The organism is Rhodosalinus sp. (genome assembly GCF_041685465.1).
In the GTDB taxonomy this organism is placed as follows: Bacteria; Pseudomonadota; Alphaproteobacteria; order Rhodobacterales; family Rhodobacteraceae; genus Rhodosalinus.
Genome location: NZ_JAWLFS010000029.1, coordinates 1 through 18,840, shown reverse-complemented (window position 1 = coordinate 18,840; position 18,840 = coordinate 1). Strand labels below are relative to the sequence as shown.

Genomic DNA, 18,840 nt, shown 5'->3' with positions numbered 1-18,840 from the left:
CTAATGCCGCGTCGGTGCACGGCCGCCATGGGCCGATTTGTGCCGGGATCGTGAAAGGCGGGTTGGCAAGGCGGGGGGCGATGCGCCATGCAGGGGCGGGGGGACACGAAGAGGTGTGCGAGGCATGAGCTTCATCCGATCGCTCAGCGACCACCGCGCCGCGGCCCGCTGTCTGACGCTTTCGCAGCTTGCGCCGCGCGGCGCATGGCAACTCGCGCTCCTGCATGAGCGGCCGAACCATCTCCTGATCTGGACGACGAAGGGACAGGGCCGCATCACGGTCGAGGGCGTGCGCCGCGGCGTCTCGGTGCACAACGCGATCTTCGTCCCGGCCGGCACGCTTTTCGCCTACGAGATCGGGGCACAGGGATTCGGCCTCGCCCTCGAGGTGCCGAGCGCATTGCCGCTCGCCTTTCCGAACGAGGCGCACCACCTGCGGCTGCGCGACAACATGGCGCAGGCCGAGATCACCGGCATCCTGGAGGCGATGCAGCGCGAGCAGAGCCGCAACGCGCCGCTGGCCGCCGAAGCGCAGGCCGCGCATGCCGCGCTCGCCTCGGTCTGGCTGCGCCGGCGGATCGAGCCCCGCACCGCGCGCGCCGGGGCACAGGACGCCGACGAACGGCTGGTGCAGGACTACTGCCGCCGGGTCGCGGCGGACTTCCGGTCGGCCCGCCTGCCCGGCGATTATGCCGCAGAGCTAGGCGTTTCGACCGCCGTGCTGGACCGGGCGTGCCGCGACAGCGCCGGACGCGGCGCCGCCGCGATCATCACCGAGCGCGTCCTGCACGAAGCGCGCTCGATGCTCGCGCGGCCGGGCATCGATACCGCCGACGCGGCGGAACGGCTCGGTTTCTCCGGCCCCGCCTACTTCGAACGCTTCCTCGCCTACCACGGCGGCCGCGCCCCGCAGCCGGCTCGCCGCACCGCAGCGACCGGTTGATTTCCCGGGCCGTGTCGTTTTTCTTTCAGGTCGATGTCGCTTTCGGACCTCGAAGCGGCTAAAGCAGACGTTGACGCGGTGACAGAAAGCGTGCGGAATACCTTCGCAAGGTCGCGTGACGATCACCAAACGCCTTGAGACCCTATTCCGGGCGGCGCGTCTGAGAACAACACGGGAGACATGAATGACCCAGTCCACCATCAACGGAAAGCCCGTCCATCCGGCCGCCCGGATGTACGCGCGCGAATTCCGCGAGGGCAAGCTCAGCCGGCGCGAGTTCCTCGCGCGCACGACGAGCCTCGGCGTGACGGCCGCGGGCGCCTACGCGCTCGGCGGCCTCGCAATGCCCGGCGCCGCGCAGGCGCAGGAGGCGCGCGACGGCGGCACGCTGCGCGTGCAGATGGAGGTGCGCGCGCTCAAGGATCCGCGCACCGCGGACTGGTCGCAGATCTCCAACGTCTACCGCGGCTGGCTCGACTATCTCGTCGAGTATCAGGCCGACGGCACCTTCAAGCCCATGCTGCTCGAAAGCTGGGAGATCAACGAGGACGCGACCGAGTACCGCCTCAAGGTGCGCGAGGGCGTGACGTGGAACAACGGCGACGCCTTCACCGCCGAGGACGTGGCGCACAACATCCGCCGCTGGTGCGAGCGCGACGTCGAGGCGAACTCGATGGCCGCGCGCGTCTCGTCGCTCATCGACGACGAGACCGGGCTCGCCCGCGAGGACGCGATCGAGGTCACCGGCGAGCACGACCTCGTGCTGCGCCCCTCGGTGCCCGACATCACGCTGATCGCGGGCTTCGCCGACTACCCGGCCGCCATCGTGCACCAGAGCTACAACGACGAGAATCCGATCGACGTGCCGATCGGCACCGGCCCCTTCCTGCCCGAGGAGCACGAGGTGGGCGTCCGGTCGGTGCTCGTGCGGAACGAGGATCACACCTGGTGGGGCAGCGAGGTCTACGGCGGCCCGTATCTCGACCGGGTGGAGTTCGTCGACTTCGGCACCGACCCGGCCTCCTGGGTGGCCGCGGCCGAGTCCGAGGAAGTCCAGATGCTCTACGAATCCGTGGGCGAGTTCATCGAGATCCTCGACGCCATCGGCTGGACCAAGTCCGAGGCGGTGACCGCGAACACCATCACCATCCGCCCGAACCAGGCGGCCGAGGTGGACGGAACCCGCCCCTATGAGGACGCCCGCGTGCGCCGCGCGCTGGCGATGGCCGTCGACAACGAGGTCTGCCTCGAACTGGGCTACTCGTCCCTCGGCACGGTGGCGGAGAACCACCACGTCTGCCCGATCCATCCGGAATACGCCGACATCGGCCCCGCGCCCCACGACCCGGCCGCCGCGATGGAGCTCATGGAAGAGGCCGGCATGGCCGACTTCGAGCATGAACTCGTGTCGATCGACGACGACTGGCGCAAGAACACCACCGACGCGGTCGCCGCGCAGCTCCGCGACGCGGGCATGAACGTGAAGCGCACCGTGCTGCCGGGCTCGACCTTCTGGAACGACTGGACCAAGTTCCCGTTCAGCTCCACCAACTGGAACATGCGCCCGCTCGGCGTTCAGGTGCTCGCGCTGGCCTATCGCTCGGGCGAGGCCTGGAACGAGACGGCCTACGCCAACCCGGAGTTCGACTCCAAGCTCGCCGAGGCGCTCTCGATCGCCGACGCCGACCAGCGCCGCGAGGTGATGGCCGAGATCGAGCAGATCCTGCGCGACGACGGCGTGGTCATCCAGCCCTACTGGCGCTCGATCTATCGCCATTACACGGACGAGGTCGTGGGCGCCGACATGCACCCCACCTTCGAGATCCACACCTACAAGCTGGGTCTGGCGGCCTGAACGCCGCGACCGGCCGGGCGCCCCCGGGCGCCCGGCCCCAACAACAGAATGCCGGCGCGGCCGGCCCGACCGCCGATCCGCAGCGGCAGCATCGACAGGGGTGCGCATGGGACTGTTCTTTCTCAGGCGGCTGGGGGTCATGATCCTCACCGCGCTCTGCCTGACCTTCATCGTCTTCTTCCTGACGAACCTCTATCCGAACCTCGAGAAGCTCGCGAAGACGCAGGGCAACATGCGCATGACCGACGCCGAGGTCTCGCAGTGGCTCGACAACCGTGGCTATCTCGAGCCCATGCCGCTCAAGTACGCGCAGTGGCTCGGCGTCGCGCCGGGCTGGACCAGCGAGCGCACCGAGGACGGCGAGACGGTCGTCGTCGGGCGCTGCCTCGCCGGCGCGGTGAGCCCGGCGGACGCCGCCGAGGCGCCGCGGTTCTGCGGCGTGCTGCAGGGCGACTGGGGCTATTCCACGGTGTTCCGTGACCCGGTATCAGGCATCATCGGCACGCGCCTCGGGCTCACCGGCTACCTCATGTTCTGGGTGATCCTGCTGATGGTGCCGTCGGCGCTCCTCGTCGGGGTGCTCGCGGGGATGAACGAAGGCTCGCGCACCGACCGGACGCTCTCCACCTTCGCGATCACCACGACGGCGACGCCGGAATACGTCTCCGGCGTCATCCTGATCGCGGTCTTCGCCTCCTCCGCCGTGGGCCTGCGATGGTTCAAGGGCACGGCGACAGCCGCGATGGAGAACCCGACCTTCGAGAACTTCTTCCTGCCGGTGCTGACGATCTCGCTCTACGGCATGGGGTATATCGCGCGCATGACGCGCGCCTCCATGGCCGAGGTGATGACCGCGCAATACATCCGCACCGCGCGGCTCAAGGGCGTGAGCTTTCCCAAGATCGTGCTGCGCCACGCGCTCCGGAACGCGCTGATCGCGCCCTTCACGGTGATCATGCTGCAGTTCCCCTGGCTCCTGAACGGCGTCGTGATCGTGGAGACGCTCTTCAACTACAAGGGCTTCGGCTGGACGCTGGTGCAGGCGGCCGGCAACAACGACATCGAGCTCCTGCTCGCGGTCTCGGTGGTGTCGGTGATCGTCGTGCTGGTGACGCAGCTGATCTCCGACATCGGCTACGTGTATCTCAACCCGCGCATCAGCGTGACCTGAGACGGAGGGCAGGCAGATGGAACCGCTCACCTGGACCGGCGACCTGGGCGCCGTGCTCACGCCGCTGATGATGGCCGCGGTCGCGGTCTTCGCGCTCGCGCTCGTCCTGAACCTCGCGCTCTCGGCCGCCGGCGCAAGGCCGGGCGAGATCGCCTACGAGAACGGGCAGGCCGTGCTCGTCAGCCGCTCGCCGCTCGATTACTCGGGCCTCGCGATGAAATACGCGCTGCTGCTCTTCCTGGCCTGCTGCGCGGCCTACGTCGTGGCCGGCATGGCGGTCACCGATCCGCGCACGAGCGGCATCATCGGCACCGTCGCGGGCCGCTTCGCCCCGGTCTGGATCGCGCTCGCCGTGACCTACGCGCTCTCGATCGCCTTCAAGCGCCGGCTCGGCCTCTACGGCAAGCTCTTCGACAGCACGATCGGCATGATCGGCTTCGGCATCGTGATGTTCTGGGTCTTCGCGGCGATCTTCGGCGGGCCGCTGGGCCTGATCGTCACGCACGATGCACTGAACCAGGTCTCGGGCCTGAAGAACGAGCCGCCGGGCGGCGTGGTGCCGAACGCGGCGGAGGAGGGCCTCTACCCCTATTACCTTCTCGGGGGCGACAACCTCGCGCGGGACGTCTTCTCGCGCATGGTGGAAGGCGCCTGGGAAGTGATGAAGATCGCCCCCTTCGCGACGCTCTTCGCCTTCATGGTCGGCATCACGCTCGGCCTTCCGGCGGGGTTCTACGGCGGGCGGCTGGACACGGTGCTGTCGTTCCTCGCCAACCTCATCCTCGCCTTCCCGGTGATCCTGCTCTTCTACCTGCTGGTGACGCCGGAGATCGTGGCGACGGGCATTCCCGTCTACATGGCGGCGGTGCTCTTCCTCTTCCCGATCCTCTTCATCACCGTGCTGGTGAACTCGCGCTACTACACGCAGCCCGCGGTGCGCACGCCCGTGCTCGCGGTGATCCTGGTGGTGCTGGGCTGGCTCTACCTCTCGCTCGTTCACCAGCGGGGATCGCGGATCGACTTCCTGCCCGACGCGCTCGCCTTCCTGGATCTCTTCGACATCCCCGGCGGCATCCTCGTGGTCTTCGTCGCGGTGATGTTCGTGAACTCGCCCACGGTCTTCCGGATCGTCCGCGGGCTCACCATGGACATCAAGACCCGCGATTACGTGGCCGCCGCGCAGACCCGCGGCGAGGGCGTGTGGTACATCCTCCTCTGGGAGATCCTGCCGAACGCGCGCGGCCCGCTGATCGTCGATTTCTGCCTGCGCATCGGTTACACGACGATCCTGCTCGGCACCCTCGGCTTCTTCGGCCTCGGCCTGCCGCCGGAGAGCCCGGACTGGGGCTCGACGATCAACGAGGGCCGCAAGCTCCTCTCGATCTACCTCCACCCCGCCCTGCCGCCGGCGCTGGCGCTCCTGAGCCTCGTGCTCGGGCTGAACCTTCTCGCCGACGGCCTCCGGGAGGAGAGCCTGCGCGACTAGCCGCCGAGGGAAGCGTCCCCCGCTTCTTCTTGGAGAAAAATATCCCGGGGGTCCGGGGGCGGCGCCCCCGGTCCCGCACCGGCCCCGGATCAACCGCTCCGAAGAGGAGAGCGACATGGCACACTGGGAACACGACGGCCCGATCCTCGAGATCGACAGGCTCTCGATTTCCTTCTTCACACGGCTGCGCGAGATCCCGGCCGTGATGGACTTCTCGGTCACCGTGCAGCCCGGCGAGGCCGTCGGCCTCGTGGGCGAATCGGGCTGCGGCAAGTCCACCGTCGCGCTCGGCGTGATGCAGGACCTCGGCGTGAACGGCAGGATCGTCGGCGGCTCGATCACCTACAAGGGCCGCGACCTCGGCGCGATGAGCCAGGACGATCTCCGGCAGATCCGCGGCAAGGAGATCGCGATGATCTACCAGGAGCCGATGGCCTCGCTCAATCCGGCGATGAAGATCGGCCGCCAGCTCATCGAGGTGCCGATGATCCACGAGGGGCTCTCCGAGAGCGACGCCTGGGCGCGCGCGCTCGAGGTCGTGGGCGACGTGAAGCTCCCCGACCCCGAGCGCATCATGAAGAGCTACCCGCACCAGCTCTCGGGCGGCCAGCAGCAGCGCATCGTCATCGCGATGGCGCTGATGTCGAAGCCCTCGCTCCTGATCCTCGACGAGCCGACGACGGCGCTCGACGTGACCGTGGAGGCCGCCGTCGTGGACCTGGTGAAGGATCTCGGGACCAAATACGGCACCTCGATGCTCTTCATCAGCCACAACCTCGGCCTCGTGCTCGAGACCTGCGACCGCATCTGCGTGATGTACTCCGGCGAGGCGGTGGAGCGCGGCGACATCGAGACCGTGTTCAACACCATGCGCCACCCCTACACGCAGGCGCTCTTCCGCTCGATCCCGCTTCCCGGCGCCGACAAGACCGAGCGCCCGCTCAAGGCCATCCCCGGCAACTTCCCCCTGCCCCACGAGCGCCCGCCGGGCTGCAACTTCGGCCCGCGCTGCGACTATTTCCGCGAGGGCGTCTGCGACCAGGGCCACATCTACATGGACAACGTGGACGCGGCGGGAACGCATGAATCCCGCTGCCTGCGCTGGCGCGAGATCGACTGGGATCAGCCGCTCATCCCCGAGGAGCACCGCGCGAAGGCCGAGGCGGGCAGGGTCGTGCTCAAGTCGGAGGACCTCAAGAAGTATTACGAGGTGGCCGCCAACGCGCTCTTCGGCGGCGGCGAGAAACGGGTGGTCAAGGCCAACGAGACGCTCAGCTTCGAGGCGCGCGAATCCGAGACGCTCGCCATCGTGGGCGAATCGGGTTGCGGCAAGTCCACCTTCGCCAAGGTGCTGATGGGTCTCGAGACGGCGACCGACGGCACCATCACGCTCGACAACACCAGCATCGAGCGGATCCCGATCCAGGACCGCGACACCCAGACCATCGCCGACATCCAGATGGTCTTCCAGAACCCCTTCGACACGCTGAACCCCTCGATGACCGTCGGCCGGCAGATCATCCGCGCGCTCGAGGTCTTCGACTACGGCGACTCCGATACCGAGCGGCGCGACAAGATGCTCCAGCTTCTCGACCTCGTGAAGCTCCCGCGGGAGTTCGCCGACCGCATGCCGCGCCAGCTCTCGGGCGGGCAGAAGCAGCGCGTCGGCATCGCCCGCGCCTTCGCCGGCGGCGCGCGCGTGGTGGTCGCCGACGAGCCCGTCTCGGCCCTCGACGTGAGCGTGCAGGCCGCCGTCACCGACCTCCTGATGGAGATCCAGCGCGAGCAGAAGACCACGCTTCTCTTCATCGCGCACGACCTCTCGATCGTGCGCTACCTCTCCGACCGGGTGATGGTCATGTATCTCGGCCATGTGGTCGAGATCGGCTCGACCGATCAGGTCTTCTCCCCGCCCTATCACCCGTATACCGAGGCGCTGCTCTCGGCCGTGCCGATCGCCGACACCAGGGTCGAGAAGAAGCGCATCGTCCTCGAGGGGGACATCCCTTCGGCGATGAATCCGCCGTCCGGCTGCCCGTTCCAGACCCGGTGTCGCTGGAAATCGAAGGTGCCGGGCAACAAGTGCGAGACCGAGGTGCCGCCGATGGTCACGCTCGCCTCCGGCCATCAGGTGAAATGCCACCTGAGCGCCGACGACTTCGAGAGCATGGAGCCCGTGATCAAGATCGCGGCGGAGTGACCCGGGCCGCGCGGCCCGGGCAGGCCGCGCTCACGGCCCGAGGATCGCACGGACGTAGGCGCGCGTCTCGTCGTAGGGCGGCACGCCGCCGTGACGGCGCACCGCCTCCGGCCCCGCGTTGTAGGCGGCGAGCGCGAGGCGCCAGTCGCGAAAGGCGCGGTATTGCGCGGCAAGATAGCGCGCGCCGCCCTCGAGGTTGGCGCGCGGCTCGTCCGGATCGATGCCGAGCTCGCGCGCCGTCGCGGGCATGATCTGCGCCAGCCCCCGGGCTCCCTTCCGCGAGACCGCGCGCGGGTTCCAGCCCGATTCCCGGCGGACCAGCCGCAGGAAGAGGTCTTCCGGCACCCCGTGGCGCCGCGCCGCCTCCCGTGCCACGGGCAGCCATGCGCCCGCCCCGCCCCCCTCGGCGGCCGGCGCCGTGCCGGGCTTCGGCGGCACCTCCGCGCGCGGCGGCTGCAGCCGGACGGAGCCGCGGTACTGCTCGGCCCCGCGACTGTCGAGCACGCCGGTCTGGGAGCTGAAAAGCGTCGCGCGCGCCTGCGACGAGAGCACATCCGCGCCGGCCGCACCCGGCAGGACGAGCGCGAGCGCGGCGAGCGCGGCGGGACCCCTTGCCATGCTGCTCCTCCCCTGGCTGCACGGCCAGCCTACCGCGGCGCGCAACGGCACGCCAGCCACGCGTTTTAGGGTTTTCTTCACCACGACGCGGTGATGTATACGGGACCGAACGGCTCGGAGGGACGCAATGGCAGGCTCGGTGAACAAGGTCATCCTGATCGGCAATCTCGGCCGCGATCCGGAGGTGCGGACCTTCCAGAACGGCGGCAAGGTCTGCAACCTGCGCGTCGCCACCTCCGAGACATGGCGCGACCGCAACACCGGCGAGCGCCGCGAGAAGACGGAGTGGCACAGCGTCGCCATCTTCAACGAGGCGCTCGTGCGGCTCGCGGAACAGTATCTGCGCAAGGGCTCCAAGGTCTACCTCGAGGGCAAGCTCGAGACCCGCAAGTGGCAGGACCAGTCCGGGCAGGACCGCTATTCCACCGAAGTGGTCCTGCGCCCCTACGCGGGCGAGATGACCTTCCTCGACAGCCGCGACGGTGGCGGTGGCGGCGGCGGCATGGGCGGCGGCGGGGGCTACGGTGGCCCGCCCGACGACGGCGGCGGGGGCGGTGGCTACGGCGGCGGCGGTCCGGCCGGCGGCGGGGGCGGCGGACGCGACTACGACGACGAGATCCCCTTCTGACCCGTCCGCGCCGACACGCCCGCCCCATCATCTTGGTCCAAATACTCTCGGGGGGTGAATTGGCCGAAGGCCAAGAGGGGGGCAGACAGCCCCCCTGCCCCGCCCGCCACGCGGCCCTTTGCTTCGGCGCCGCGCGTGCCTAGATCACTCTCATGACGTGGTCCTTCTCCATCGGCCGGCTCTTCGGCTCCGAGCTGCGGGTGCATGCCACCTTCTTCCTGCTCCTTCTCTGGGTGGGGCTCGTGGCCTGGGCCGACGGCGGCTGGCCGGCGGCGCTCGAGAACCTTCTCTTCGTGGCCGCCCTCTTCGCCTGCGTCGTCGCGCACGAGTTCGGCCACGCGCTCACCGCGCGGCGCTACGGGGTGCGCACGCCCGACGTGACGCTCCTGCCCATCGGCGGGCTCGCGCGGCTCGAATCGATGCCCGAGAAACCCTCGCAGGAAATCCTCGTCGCCCTCGCCGGGCCGGCGGTGAACGTGGTGATCTGGGCCGGGCTCGTTCTGCTTCTCGGCGCCGAGACCTGGGCCGCCTCGCTCGAGGGGCTCGTCGACCCGGAGGCGAGCTTTCTCGCGCGGCTCGCGGCGGTGAACCTCTTCATCGCGGTCTTCAACCTGCTGCCGGCCTTCCCGATGGACGGCGGGCGGGTCCTGCGCGCCGCGCTCTCCATCGTCACCGACCGGGTGCAGGCGACGCGCATCGCCGCCTACGCCGGTCAGGCGCTGGCCTTCGGCCTCGGCCTTCTCGGCCTCGTCGGCGGCAATCCGGTGCTCCTGCTGATCGCCTTCTTCGTCTTCATCGCCGCCGGGGCGGAGTCGAACGACGTGGCGATGCGTGACATCGCCCGCCGGATGCAGGCGCGCGACGCGATGATCACCACCTTCGACAGCCTCTCGCCCGAGGACACGGTCGGCATGGCCGGCAAGGCGCTGATCCGCACCACGCAGGGCGAGTTTCCGGTGCTCGACGCCGATGGACGTCTGCTCGGCCTGCTGACGCGCAACGCGATCTTCCAGGAAAGCGCCGAGGGCCATGCCAACCGCCGCGTCACCGAGGTCATGCAGACCGACATCCCCTCCGTCAGCCTCTCCACCGGGCTCGAGACGGTCTTCGACGCGATGTACCGCCAGAACGCGCCGGGGGTGGCGGTGGTCCGCGACGGCGGGTACCTGATCGGCTACGTCACGCGCGAGAACCTCGGCGAGCTCATGGTGCTCAACGGCCGCCGCGGGCGCTGACGGTCGGCACGCGATCGAGCGGAACGCGGAAGCTCACCCTCCGAGGGGACCTCGCCAGCAGTCGCCCCCGGCCGCCCCCCGTGGTGCGCACAGGGTCCTGACCGGTCTGCCGGGCAGCGGCCGCCCCTAGCGCGCGGCAAGCGCCTCCTCCAGCACGGCGCGGAGCGCCGCCGCGGGCACGTCCTCGGCCACGAAGGCCGCGCCGATGCCGCGCGCGAGCACGAAGCGCAGCCGCCCGTCCATCACCTTCTTGTCCTGCGCCATCAGCGCGATCAGGCCGTCCGCGTCGGGCAGCGGGCCGGGAATGTCGGAGAGATCGGTCACCATCCCCATCTCGCGGAAATGCGCCCGCACGCGCGACGGATCTTCCTGCGCGCAGAGCCCGAGCCGCGCGGAGAGGTCGAAGGCCAGCGTGCAGCCCGCCGCGACCCCCTCGCCGTGCAGGAGCCGGTCGGAGTAGCCCGTCGCCGCCTCGAGCGCGTGGCCGAAAGTGTGCCCGAGGTTGAGAAGCGCGCGCTCGCCCTGCTCGGTCTCGTCGCGCGCGACGATGCCGGCCTTCATCGCGCAGGAGCGGCGCACCGCCTCGACACGCGCCTGCGCGTCGCCGGCGGCGATCGCGGGACCATTGCGCTCCAGCCAGTCGAAGAATCCCGCGTCGCCGAGCAGGCCGTATTTCGCCACTTCCCCGTAGCCCGCCAGGAGGTCGCGCGCCGGCAGGGTTTCCAGCGCTTTGATATCGGCGATCACGCGGCTCGGCTGATGGAAGGCGCCCACGAGGTTCTTGCCCTGCGCACTGTTGATGCCTGTCTTGCCGCCCACGGAGCTGTCGACCTGCGCAAGTAGCGTCGTCGGCACCTGCACGAAGCGCACACCCCGGCGCAGGATCGCGGCGGCGAAGCCCACGAGGTCACCGATCACCCCGCCGCCCATCGCGATCACGATGTCGCGCCGCTCGACCCGCTCGGCCAGCAGCCACTCGACCACAGTCTCGAGGCGCGCCCAGCTCTTGCTCGCTTCTCCGGGCGCCACGGTCAGCGTCCGCGCCGCGATCCCCGCCGCCTCGAGCCCGGCGGCGAGCGTCGCGCCGTGGCGGTCCGCCACCGCGGCGTCGGCGACGATCCAGACCCGCGGGCGCGCGAGCAGCGGCGCGATCTCCGCGCCCGCCTGCGCGAGCAGCCCCGCGCCGATGCGGATGTCGTAGCTTCGCGCGCCGAGCTCGACACGCACGGTTTCCAGGGTCATCGCGCCTCCAGCACGTCGGGCCGCGTGAGAAGCGCGGCGATCACCCGCTCGGCCGTCGCCTCGACGCTGCAGCCGGGGCCGGCCTCCACGGTCAGGTCGGCCTCTGCATAGACCGGTGCGCGCTCGGCGAGAAGGCGCTCGAGCGTCGCGCGCGGGTCGGGCGTTGCGAGAAGGGGCCGGCCCTCGCCGTGGCGGACACGCTCCCAGAGCACCTCTGCCGGCACCGCGAGCCAGACGGCCACGCCCCTGTCGCGGATGGCCGCACGATTCGGCCCGGACAGGAACACGCCCCCGCCGGTGGAGAGGATCGCGGGCCGACCCTCCAGCAGCCGGCGCAGCACCAGCGCCTCCTTGGCGCGGAAGAAGCCCTCCCCGTCGCGGGCGAAGATCTCGGCGACGGTCATGTTCGCCGCCCGCTCGATCTCGGTATCGGAGTCGCGGAAGGCCACGCCGAGGCGCTGCGCCACGGCGCGGCCCACGGCCGTCTTGCCCGCGCCCATCATGCCCACCATCGCGGCCGTCTTCTTGAGATGCCAGCCCATCGCCCGTAGGTCGGCCGGGCGGCCCCGAAATGTCAATCGCTCTCGTGGAATGACGTGAACTCGGGCGCCGGCCGGTATATAAGGCGGCGAAACGGGCAGGACAGGCGAAGATGTGGCGGATCCTCAAGTGGCTGGTCTATCTGGCGGCGCTCGGCGCGGTGGCGCTCGTCGCCTATGCCTACGTGGGCCCCTATTTCGGCGCGGATTTCTCCGCCCCGCGCAACGAGGTCCGCTCCCCTGTCGACATCGATGTGGACTAGCCGCCGCGCGCGCCGCGCCGCGCTGATCATCGCGGCCCTCGCGCTCGCGCCCCTTGCGGCGCCGGCGCAACCCGCGGACGCGCCCCTCTCCGCGATCGAATGGCTGGACCGCCATGCGCCCGCCGGCGCCGCACCGGGCGAGCCGCCCGTGGCCGAAAGTGCCCGCGTCCCGAAGATCAGCACCTTCCCTCTGGCGAGCGGACCCGCCGCCGATGCGGTGGGCCTCCTCCCGCCGAGCGTCACGGGCTTTCCGCAGACGCTCTGGTCCGAAAGTCGCACCGACGATCTCCTTCGTCTCGTGACCGCGCAGCGCGTGACCGGCCAGCCGGCCATGCAGGATCTTCTCCACGCGCTCCTTCTGGCCGAGGCGCTGCCGCCGGCGGATGCCGGGCCGGAGGCACGGCTGTTGCTCGCGCGCCTCGATACGCTGGCGAGGCTGGGCGCGGTCGCCCCGGCGGAGGCGCTCGTCGCGCGCGCCGGACCGGGCAGCCCTGCGCTCTTCGCGCGCTGGTTCGACCTCGCGCTCCTGCTGGGCGACCCTTCGGCGCCCTGTGCGGCGCTCCGCGACGACATGGCGCTGTCGCCCGATCTTGCGCCGCGGGTCTTCTGCCTCGCCCGTGGCGGGGACTGGGCGGCGGCGGCCTCGACGCTGGACGCGGCACGGGCGCTCGACGCGATCGGCGAACCGATGGGCGACCTGCTCGCGCGCTTTCTCGACCCGGCCGGCGCCGAAACCCCTGACCTGCCGCCTTCGCGCGATCCCACGCCGCTCGAGGTGCGCCTGCGCGAGGCGGTGGGCGTGCCCCTGCCCGTCTCCGCGCTGCCGCGGCGCTTCGCGGTCATGGCGCTCGGCGGCGAGGCGGGCTGGCGCGCGCAGATCGCGGCGGCCGAGCGGCTCGCGCGGGCGGGCGCGATCCCGGAGAACCGTCTGCTCGGGATCTACACCGCCCGCGCGCCGGCCGCGTCGGGCGGCCTCTGGGACCGGGTGGCGGCGGTGCAGGACGTGGACGCGGCGCTCTCCGACGGCGATGCGGCGGCCGCGGGGCGCGCGCTTCTCGACGCCTGGCCGCTGATGCGCGACGCCGGGCTCGGCGCGCCCTTCGCGCGGCTCTTCGGCGCCGACCTCGCGGCGCTGCCCCTGACGGGCGCAGTGCGCGAGGCCGCCTTCGAGGTCGCGATGCAGGCCCCCGACTACGAGCGCCACGCGCGCCGCGTCGAGGCGCGGACATCGCGCGCACGCTTCCTTGTGGCCCTGGCCGCGGGCACACCGGCGCGCGCGCCCGCCCCGGATGCGCGGGCCGCGGCGGTCGCCGAAGGTTTCGATGCCGTGCCGCCGGCCCGGCTGTCGCGGCTGATCGAGGCGGGGCGTCTCGGCGAGGCCATCCTCGAGGCGATGGCGCTCTACGCCTCCGGGCGCGAGGGGGATCTGCCGGATCTCGCGGACGCGCTCGCGGGCTTCCGTGCCGTGGGCCTCGAGGACGTGGCGCGCCGCGCGGCGATCGAGGTGGTCCTCGCGGAGCCCGCGCGATGAGCGACGCGCGCTGGATCGAGGCCTTTCTCGAGGCGCAGGCGGCCGAGGTCGGCGCGGCCGAGAACACGCGGGCGGGCTACGGGCGCGACCTCGCCGCCTTCGCGCGCTGGCTCGACGCGCGGGGCGGGCGCCTCGCCACCGCCGGGCGCGGCGAGATCGAGGGGTACCTCGCCGACTGCGAGGCCGAGGGACTCGCGCAGTCGACCCGCGCGCGCCGGCTCTCGGCGATCCGGCAGCTCTACCGTTTCGCCTTCTCGGAGGGGTGGCGCGGTGACGATCCGGCCGCGGCGCTGCGGGGGCCGGGCAAGCGGCAGGGCCTGCCGCACAGCCTCGCCCACGCGGAGGTGGACGCGCTTCTCGCGGCGGCCGCGGAACACGGCCGCACGCCGGCCGATCGCGCGCGCACCCGCTGCCTGATGCAGCTTCTCTATGCCACCGGCATGCGGGTGAGCGAGCTCGTGGCGCTACCGGCGGAGGCTGCGCGGGGCGATCCGCGGATGCTCCTCGTGCGTGGCAAGGGCGGGCGCGAGCGGATGGTGCCGCTCTCGCCGCCCGCGCGGGCGGCGCTCGCCGACTGGCTCGCGCACCGCGACGCGGCCGAAACCGAGGCCGCGCGCGCCGCGCGGCGCCCCCCCTCGCGCTTCCTCTTTCCCTCGCGCGGCAAGGCGGGGCACCTGACGCGCCACCGCTTCTGGGGGATCGTCAAGGAGCTGTGCCACGCGGCCGGGATCGACCCCGGAAAAGTCTCTCCGCACACGCTCCGCCACGCCTTCGCCACGCATCTGCTGGAGGGCGGCGCGGACCTGCGCGCGATCCAGACGCTGCTGGGCCACGCCGATCTCTCGACGACCGAGATCTACACCCATGTCCTCGAGGCGCGGCTGCGCGCGCTGGTGCTGACCCGTCACCCCCTCTCGCGGGAGGCTTGATCCCGCCGGACGGCCCCCGTCATAACCGAGACACAGCGATCAATCACGGACCCTCCCATGGACCCCTCACAGACCGCGATCGACGGCGCCTTCTGGCTGACCGGCGGGGCGATCCTTCTCCTCCTCTTCATGTCCGGCTTCTTCTCGGGCTCCGAGACCGCGCTCACGGCCGCCTCGCGCGGCAAGCTGCGCACGCGCGCCGACAAGGGCTCGAAGGGCGCGGCGCTCGCGCTGACGATCACCGAGGACAACGAGCGCCTGATCGGCTCGGTGCTGCTCGGCAACAACCTCGTCAACATCCTCGCCGCCTCGCTCGCCACGGCGCTCTTCACCGAGCTCTTCGGCGAGTCGGGCGTGGCGCTCGCGACGCTGGTGATGACGCTTCTGGTGCTGATCTTCGCCGAGGTGCTGCCCAAGACCTACGCGATCACCAACGCCGAGGCGGCCGCGTCCCTCGTCGCGCCGGTGATCCGCGTGGTGGTGCAGCTCTTCTCGCCCGTGGTCTCCGCGGTGCGCTTCTTCGTCCGGGGCATCCTCCGGCTCTTCGGCGTTCAGACCGATCCCGACAGCCAGATCCTCGCCGTGCGCGAGGAGATCGTGGGCGCACTGCAGCTCGGCCACGCCGAGGGCGCCGTCGAGAAGGAGGACCGAGACCGCATCCTCGGCGCGCTCGACCTCGGCGAACGGACGGTCGAGGAGATCATGCTGCACCGTTCGCGGATCGAGATGCTCGACGCCCACGCCGAACCCGCCGAGATCCTGCGCCAGTGTCTCGAGAGCAGCCATACCCGCCTGCCCGTCTACGAGAACGACCCCGAGAACATCGTCGCGGTGATCCACGCCAAGGACCTCCTGCGCGCGCTCTACCGCCGGATGGAGGCCGCCGAGCGCGAGGTGGGCCTCGCCGAGGTGCTCGCCGAGTTCGACCTCTCCGAGGTGTCGATGACCCCCTATTTCGTGCCGGACACCACGACGCTCGACGACCAGATGCGCCAGTTCCTGCGCCGGCGCACGCATTTCGCGCTGGTCGTCGACGAATACGGCTCGCTCGAGGGGCTGATCACGCTCGAGGACATCCTCGAGGAGATCGTGGGCGAGATCACCGACGAGTTCGACCCGGCCGCCGACATGCCGGTGCGCAAGGCCGAGGACGGAAGTTTCCTCGTCGACGGCGCGATGACGATCCGCGACCTCAACCGCGCGACCGACTGGGCGTTGCCCGACGAGGAGGCCAACACCATCGCCGGGCTCGTCATCCACGAGGCGCAGACGATCCCCACCGTGGGGCAGGTCTTCTCCTTCCACGGCTTCCGCTTCGAGGTCGCCGGGCGCAAGGACAACCGGATCACCCGGCTGAAGATCCGGCGGCTCTGAGCGATCCTGCGGCGCGGCCTTGCGGCCGCACGTCCTCTGGCACTTCGTGCGGGCGAGGGGCGCTGCCCCTCGCGCTCCCCGGGATATTTGACGCAAGGAGAAGCAAGGGGAGGCGGTGCCGGCTCCTTCTTCTTGGCACAAATATCCCGGGGGAGTCGCGCGCGCCTGCGCGCGACGGGGGCAGCGCCCCCGGCCCGCATCCGGGAGCGACATGGAGTGTCGCCTGCGGACTTGTCAGACGCTGCCCCGCACCCGAGTGTGCCACGAAAACCTGTCGGAGGCTCCCATGCAAACCACCACCCGGGTCGCGGTGATCGGCGGCGGCGTCGTCGGCGCGAGCGTGCTCTACCACCTGACGCGGCTCGGCTGGACCGACGTCCTGCTGATCGAGCGCTCGGAGCTCACCTCCGGATCGACATGGCACGCGGCGGGCGGCTTTCACACGCTCAACGGCGACACGAACATGGCGGCGCTGCAGGGCTACACGATCCGGCTCTACAAGGAGCTGGAAGAGATCACCGGCATGTCCTGCGGGCTGCACCACGTGGGCGGCGTGACGCTCGCCGACGACCGCGACCGCTTCGACATGCTGCTCGCCGAACGCGCCAAGCATCGCTACATGGGGCTCGACACCCATATCGTCGGCCCCGAGGAGATCGCCAGGATCGCGCCGATCACCAATACCGACGGCATCATCGGCGGGCTTTACGATCCGCTCGACGGGCATCTCGACCCCTCCGGCACCACCCACGCCTACGCGCGCGCCGCGCGCATGGCGGGCGCGGAGGTCGTCACCCACTGCATGGTGCGCGAGACCAACCAGCGCGCCGACGGCACCTGGGACGTGGTGACCGACAGGGGCACGGTGCACGCCGAGCACGTCGTCAACGCCGCCGGTCTCTGGGCGCGCGAGGTGGGGGAGATGGCGGGCATCTACTTCCCGCTGCACCCGATGGAGCACCAGTACATCGTCACCGACGAGGTGCCAGAGATCTACGAGCGCGACCGCGAACACCCGCACGTCATGGACCCTGCGGGCGAGAGCTACCTGCGCCAGGAGGGGCGCGGGCTCTGCATCGGCTTCTACGAGCAGCGCGCCAAGCCCTGGGCGGTGGACGGCACGCCCTGGGACTTCGGCCACGAGCTCCTGCCCGACGATCTCGACAAGATCGAGGACTCGATCGCCTTCGCCTACCGCCGCTTCCCGGTTCTGGAGCGCGCGGGCGTGAAGAGCGTGATTCACGGCCCCTTCACCTTCGCCCCCGACGGCAACCCGCTCGTGGGGCCGGTGCCGGGCGTGCGCAATTACTGGGCCGCTGTGGGCGTGATGGCGGGCTTTTCCCAGGGCGGCGGCGTGGGGCTGATGCTCGCGCAGTGGATGGTCGAGGGCGAATGCGAGCGCGACACCTTTGCCATGGACGTCGCGCGCTACGGCGACTGGATCACGCCGGGCTACACCCGGCCGAAGGTGGTCGAGAACTACCGGAAGCGCTTCTCGGTCGCCTATCCGAACGAGGAGCTGCCGGCCGCGCGGCCCTTCCGGCAGACGCCGATGTACGACGTCTTCGACGCGATGGGCGCGGTCTGGGGCCATCAGTATGGCCTGGAGGTCGTGAACTACTTCGCGACAGGAGACGAGCCGCGCGTCGAGACGCCGAGCTTCCGGCGCTCGAACGCCTGGGACGCGACGCGGCGCGAGGTGCAGGCGGTGCGCGGCGCGGTCGGCATCAACGAGACGCACAACTTCGGCAAGTATCGCGTGACGGGACCCAAGGCGCGCGCCTGGCTCGACCGGATCATGGCGGGCCGCATTCCCCCGCCGGGGCGGCTGGCGCTGACGCCGATGCTCTCGCCGGCGGGGCGGCTCTGGGGCGATTTCACCGTCTCCTGCGTGGAGGAAGAGCATTTCCACCTGACGGCGAGCTACGGCGCGCAGGCCTTCCACATGCGCTGGTTCCTCGACAATCTCGAGGATGGCGTCCGGGTCGAGAACGTCTCCGACCGGCTGACGGGCTTCCAGATCGCGGGACCCAGGGCGCGCGCGGTGCTGCAGGCCGCGACGCGGGCGGATGTCTCGGAGATGCGGTTTCTCGACGTGCGGCGGCTGACGATTGGCATGGTCGACTGCCTCGTGCAGCGGGTCAGTTACACCGGCGATCTGGGCTACGAGATCTTCTGCGATCCGATGGCGCAGCGCGCGCTCTGGAGCACGCTCTGGGCGGCCGGCCAGCCGCACGGCATGCGGCCCTTCGGGATGCGCGCGATGATGTCGCTGCGGCTCGACCGGTTCTTCGGCGCCTGGGGGCGCGAGTTCTCGCCCGACTATACCGCGGGCGAAACCGGGCTCGACCGCTTCATCTCCTGGAAGAAGAACGTGGACTTCGTCGGGCGGGCGGCGGCAGAGCGCGAACGCGCCGAGGGCGCGGCGCGCACGCTGCGCCCCTTCGCGGTGGACACGCTGGACGCGGACGTGCACGCCTACGAACCCATCTGGATCGGCGGCGAGGTGACCGGCTTCTGCACCTCGGGCGGCTATTCGCATCACGCGGAGACCGCCGTGGCGCTCGGCCTGATCCCGACGGAGGCGGCGGCGCCGGGGCTCGAGGTCGAGATCGAGATCCTGGGCGAGATGCGGCCGGCGCGGATGCTGGAGACGCCGCTCTTCGACCCCGAGGGCGCGCGCCTGCGCGGGTGACGGAACGGTTGCGCCGACCTGTCATGGTGCGCTAACTGACGCTGCGTCATTCGACCGGACGGGGGCGGGAGAGGCGGTGGAGGAAATCGGCATCCTGATCCCGGCGGCGGGGGCGTCGTCCCGCATGGGAG

Annotated in this window: 15 protein-coding genes; 12 read left to right on the top strand and 3 right to left on the bottom strand. The window is 70.7% G+C overall.

Features of this window, described 5'->3' with window-relative positions; all coding sequences use genetic code 11:
* Window positions 1-124: 124 nt before the first annotated feature.
* From ACESL7_RS03470 to ACESL7_RS03450, 5 genes are all read left to right on the top strand, one after another.
* The gene (locus ACESL7_RS03470) at window positions 125-943 is read left to right on the top strand and encodes a helix-turn-helix transcriptional regulator (protein WP_372891487.1); all 819 of its coding nucleotides are present in this window, start codon (window positions 125-127) and stop codon (window positions 941-943) included.
* 184 nt (window positions 944-1,127) lie between these two features.
* Window positions 1,128-2,798 carry an ABC transporter substrate-binding protein gene (locus tag ACESL7_RS03465; protein ID WP_372891485.1) on the top strand — a complete coding sequence of 557 codons (1,671 nt, stop codon included), beginning with the start codon at window positions 1,128-1,130 and terminating at the stop codon, window positions 2,796-2,798.
* Between the two features lie 106 nt (window positions 2,799-2,904).
* Window positions 2,905-3,969, top strand: coding sequence for an ABC transporter permease (locus ACESL7_RS03460; RefSeq protein ID WP_372891483.1), 1,065 nt, complete (start codon window positions 2,905-2,907; stop codon window positions 3,967-3,969).
* Between the two features lie 16 nt (window positions 3,970-3,985).
* Entirely contained in the window at window positions 3,986-5,455 is a 1,470-nt protein-coding gene (locus ACESL7_RS03455; protein ID WP_372891481.1) for an ABC transporter permease, read from the top strand.
* Between the two features lie 115 nt (window positions 5,456-5,570).
* Window positions 5,571-7,655 (top strand): dipeptide ABC transporter ATP-binding protein, encoded by a 2,085-nt coding sequence (locus ACESL7_RS03450; protein WP_372891479.1) that lies wholly within the window; start codon window positions 5,571-5,573, stop codon window positions 7,653-7,655.
* A 30-nt stretch (window positions 7,656-7,685) separates the two neighbouring features.
* Here the strand turns inward: ACESL7_RS03450 and ACESL7_RS03445 are convergent, their stop codons facing one another.
* Window positions 7,686-8,273, bottom strand: a complete 588-nt coding sequence (locus tag ACESL7_RS03445) for a lytic transglycosylase domain-containing protein (RefSeq protein ID WP_372891477.1) — start codon at window positions 8,271-8,273, stop codon at window positions 7,686-7,688.
* Between the two features lie 127 nt (window positions 8,274-8,400).
* Here ACESL7_RS03445 and ssb point away from each other — a divergent pair, with 127 nt between their 5' ends.
* Complete coding sequence (ssb, locus tag ACESL7_RS03440; RefSeq protein ID WP_372891475.1) at window positions 8,401-8,901, top strand: single-stranded DNA-binding protein; 501 nt, start codon at window positions 8,401-8,403, stop codon at window positions 8,899-8,901.
* Window positions 8,902-9,053: 152 nt separating this feature from the next.
* Complete coding sequence (locus ACESL7_RS03435) at window positions 9,054-10,136, top strand: site-2 protease family protein (protein WP_372891473.1); 1,083 nt, start codon at window positions 9,054-9,056, stop codon at window positions 10,134-10,136.
* A 126-nt stretch (window positions 10,137-10,262) separates the two neighbouring features.
* Here ACESL7_RS03435 and aroB read toward each other — a convergent pair whose 3' ends face one another.
* Together aroB and ACESL7_RS03425 are read right to left on the bottom strand one after the other, a co-directional pair.
* A complete protein-coding gene (gene aroB / locus ACESL7_RS03430; RefSeq protein ID WP_372891471.1) occupies window positions 10,263-11,378 on the bottom strand; it encodes a 3-dehydroquinate synthase in 1,116 nt (371 codons plus the stop codon).
* On the bottom strand, window positions 11,375-11,920 hold the full coding sequence (locus ACESL7_RS03425; protein WP_372891469.1) for a shikimate kinase: 546 nt from the start codon (window positions 11,918-11,920) through the stop codon (window positions 11,375-11,377). The genes aroB and ACESL7_RS03425 overlap by 4 nt, the downstream gene beginning before the upstream one ends.
* A gap of 110 nt (window positions 11,921-12,030) precedes the next feature.
* On the opposite strand from ACESL7_RS03425, the gene ACESL7_RS03420 reads away from it, so the two are divergent.
* The 5 genes from ACESL7_RS03420 to ACESL7_RS03400 all read left to right on the top strand — a co-directional run bounded on the left by ACESL7_RS03420 (window position 12,031) and on the right by ACESL7_RS03400 (window position 18,709).
* Window positions 12,031-12,180 carry a hypothetical protein gene (locus ACESL7_RS03420; RefSeq protein WP_372891467.1) on the top strand — a complete coding sequence of 50 codons (150 nt, stop codon included), beginning with the start codon at window positions 12,031-12,033 and terminating at the stop codon, window positions 12,178-12,180.
* Entirely contained in the window at window positions 12,170-13,711 is a 1,542-nt protein-coding gene (locus ACESL7_RS03415; RefSeq protein ID WP_372891465.1) for a hypothetical protein, read from the top strand. Before ACESL7_RS03420 ends, ACESL7_RS03415 begins: the two co-directional genes overlap by 11 nt.
* Window positions 13,708-14,640 (top strand): tyrosine recombinase, encoded by a 933-nt coding sequence (locus ACESL7_RS03410; protein ID WP_372891463.1) that lies wholly within the window; start codon window positions 13,708-13,710, stop codon window positions 14,638-14,640. Before ACESL7_RS03415 ends, ACESL7_RS03410 begins: the two co-directional genes overlap by 4 nt.
* A 57-nt stretch (window positions 14,641-14,697) precedes the next feature.
* Window positions 14,698-16,014 carry an HlyC/CorC family transporter gene (locus ACESL7_RS03405; RefSeq protein WP_372891461.1) on the top strand — a complete coding sequence of 439 codons (1,317 nt, stop codon included), beginning with the start codon at window positions 14,698-14,700 and terminating at the stop codon, window positions 16,012-16,014.
* Between the two features lie 286 nt (window positions 16,015-16,300).
* Window positions 16,301-18,709 carry a GcvT family protein gene (locus ACESL7_RS03400; protein WP_372891459.1) on the top strand — a complete coding sequence of 803 codons (2,409 nt, stop codon included), beginning with the start codon at window positions 16,301-16,303 and terminating at the stop codon, window positions 18,707-18,709.
* The last annotated feature ends 131 nt before the right edge of the window (window positions 18,710-18,840 follow it).

Coding starts and splice junctions, on each gene's coding strand:
- ACESL7_RS03400 (WP_372891459.1), top strand. CDS start 16,301: ATGCAAACCACCACCCGGGTCGCGGTGATCGGCGGCGGCGTCGTCGGC.
- ACESL7_RS03410 (WP_372891463.1), top strand. CDS start 13,708: ATGAGCGACGCGCGCTGGATCGAGGCCTTTCTCGAGGCGCAGGCGGCC.
- ACESL7_RS03460 (WP_372891483.1), top strand. CDS start 2,905: ATGGGACTGTTCTTTCTCAGGCGGCTGGGGGTCATGATCCTCACCGCG.
- ssb (WP_372891475.1), top strand. CDS start 8,401: ATGGCAGGCTCGGTGAACAAGGTCATCCTGATCGGCAATCTCGGCCGC.
- ACESL7_RS03420 (WP_372891467.1), top strand. CDS start 12,031: ATGTGGCGGATCCTCAAGTGGCTGGTCTATCTGGCGGCGCTCGGCGCG.
- ACESL7_RS03415 (WP_372891465.1), top strand. CDS start 12,170: ATGTGGACTAGCCGCCGCGCGCGCCGCGCCGCGCTGATCATCGCGGCC.
- ACESL7_RS03450 (WP_372891479.1), top strand. CDS start 5,571: ATGGCACACTGGGAACACGACGGCCCGATCCTCGAGATCGACAGGCTC.
- ACESL7_RS03425 (WP_372891469.1), bottom strand. CDS start 11,920: ATGGGCTGGCATCTCAAGAAGACGGCCGCGATGGTGGGCATGATGGGC.
- ACESL7_RS03435 (WP_372891473.1), top strand. CDS start 9,054: ATGACGTGGTCCTTCTCCATCGGCCGGCTCTTCGGCTCCGAGCTGCGG.
- ACESL7_RS03465 (WP_372891485.1), top strand. CDS start 1,128: ATGACCCAGTCCACCATCAACGGAAAGCCCGTCCATCCGGCCGCCCGG.
- ACESL7_RS03405 (WP_372891461.1), top strand. CDS start 14,698: ATGGACCCCTCACAGACCGCGATCGACGGCGCCTTCTGGCTGACCGGC.
- aroB (WP_372891471.1), bottom strand. CDS start 11,378: ATGACCCTGGAAACCGTGCGTGTCGAGCTCGGCGCGCGAAGCTACGAC.
- ACESL7_RS03470 (WP_372891487.1), top strand. CDS start 125: ATGAGCTTCATCCGATCGCTCAGCGACCACCGCGCCGCGGCCCGCTGT.
- ACESL7_RS03445 (WP_372891477.1), bottom strand. CDS start 8,273: ATGGCAAGGGGTCCCGCCGCGCTCGCCGCGCTCGCGCTCGTCCTGCCG.
- ACESL7_RS03455 (WP_372891481.1), top strand. CDS start 3,986: ATGGAACCGCTCACCTGGACCGGCGACCTGGGCGCCGTGCTCACGCCG.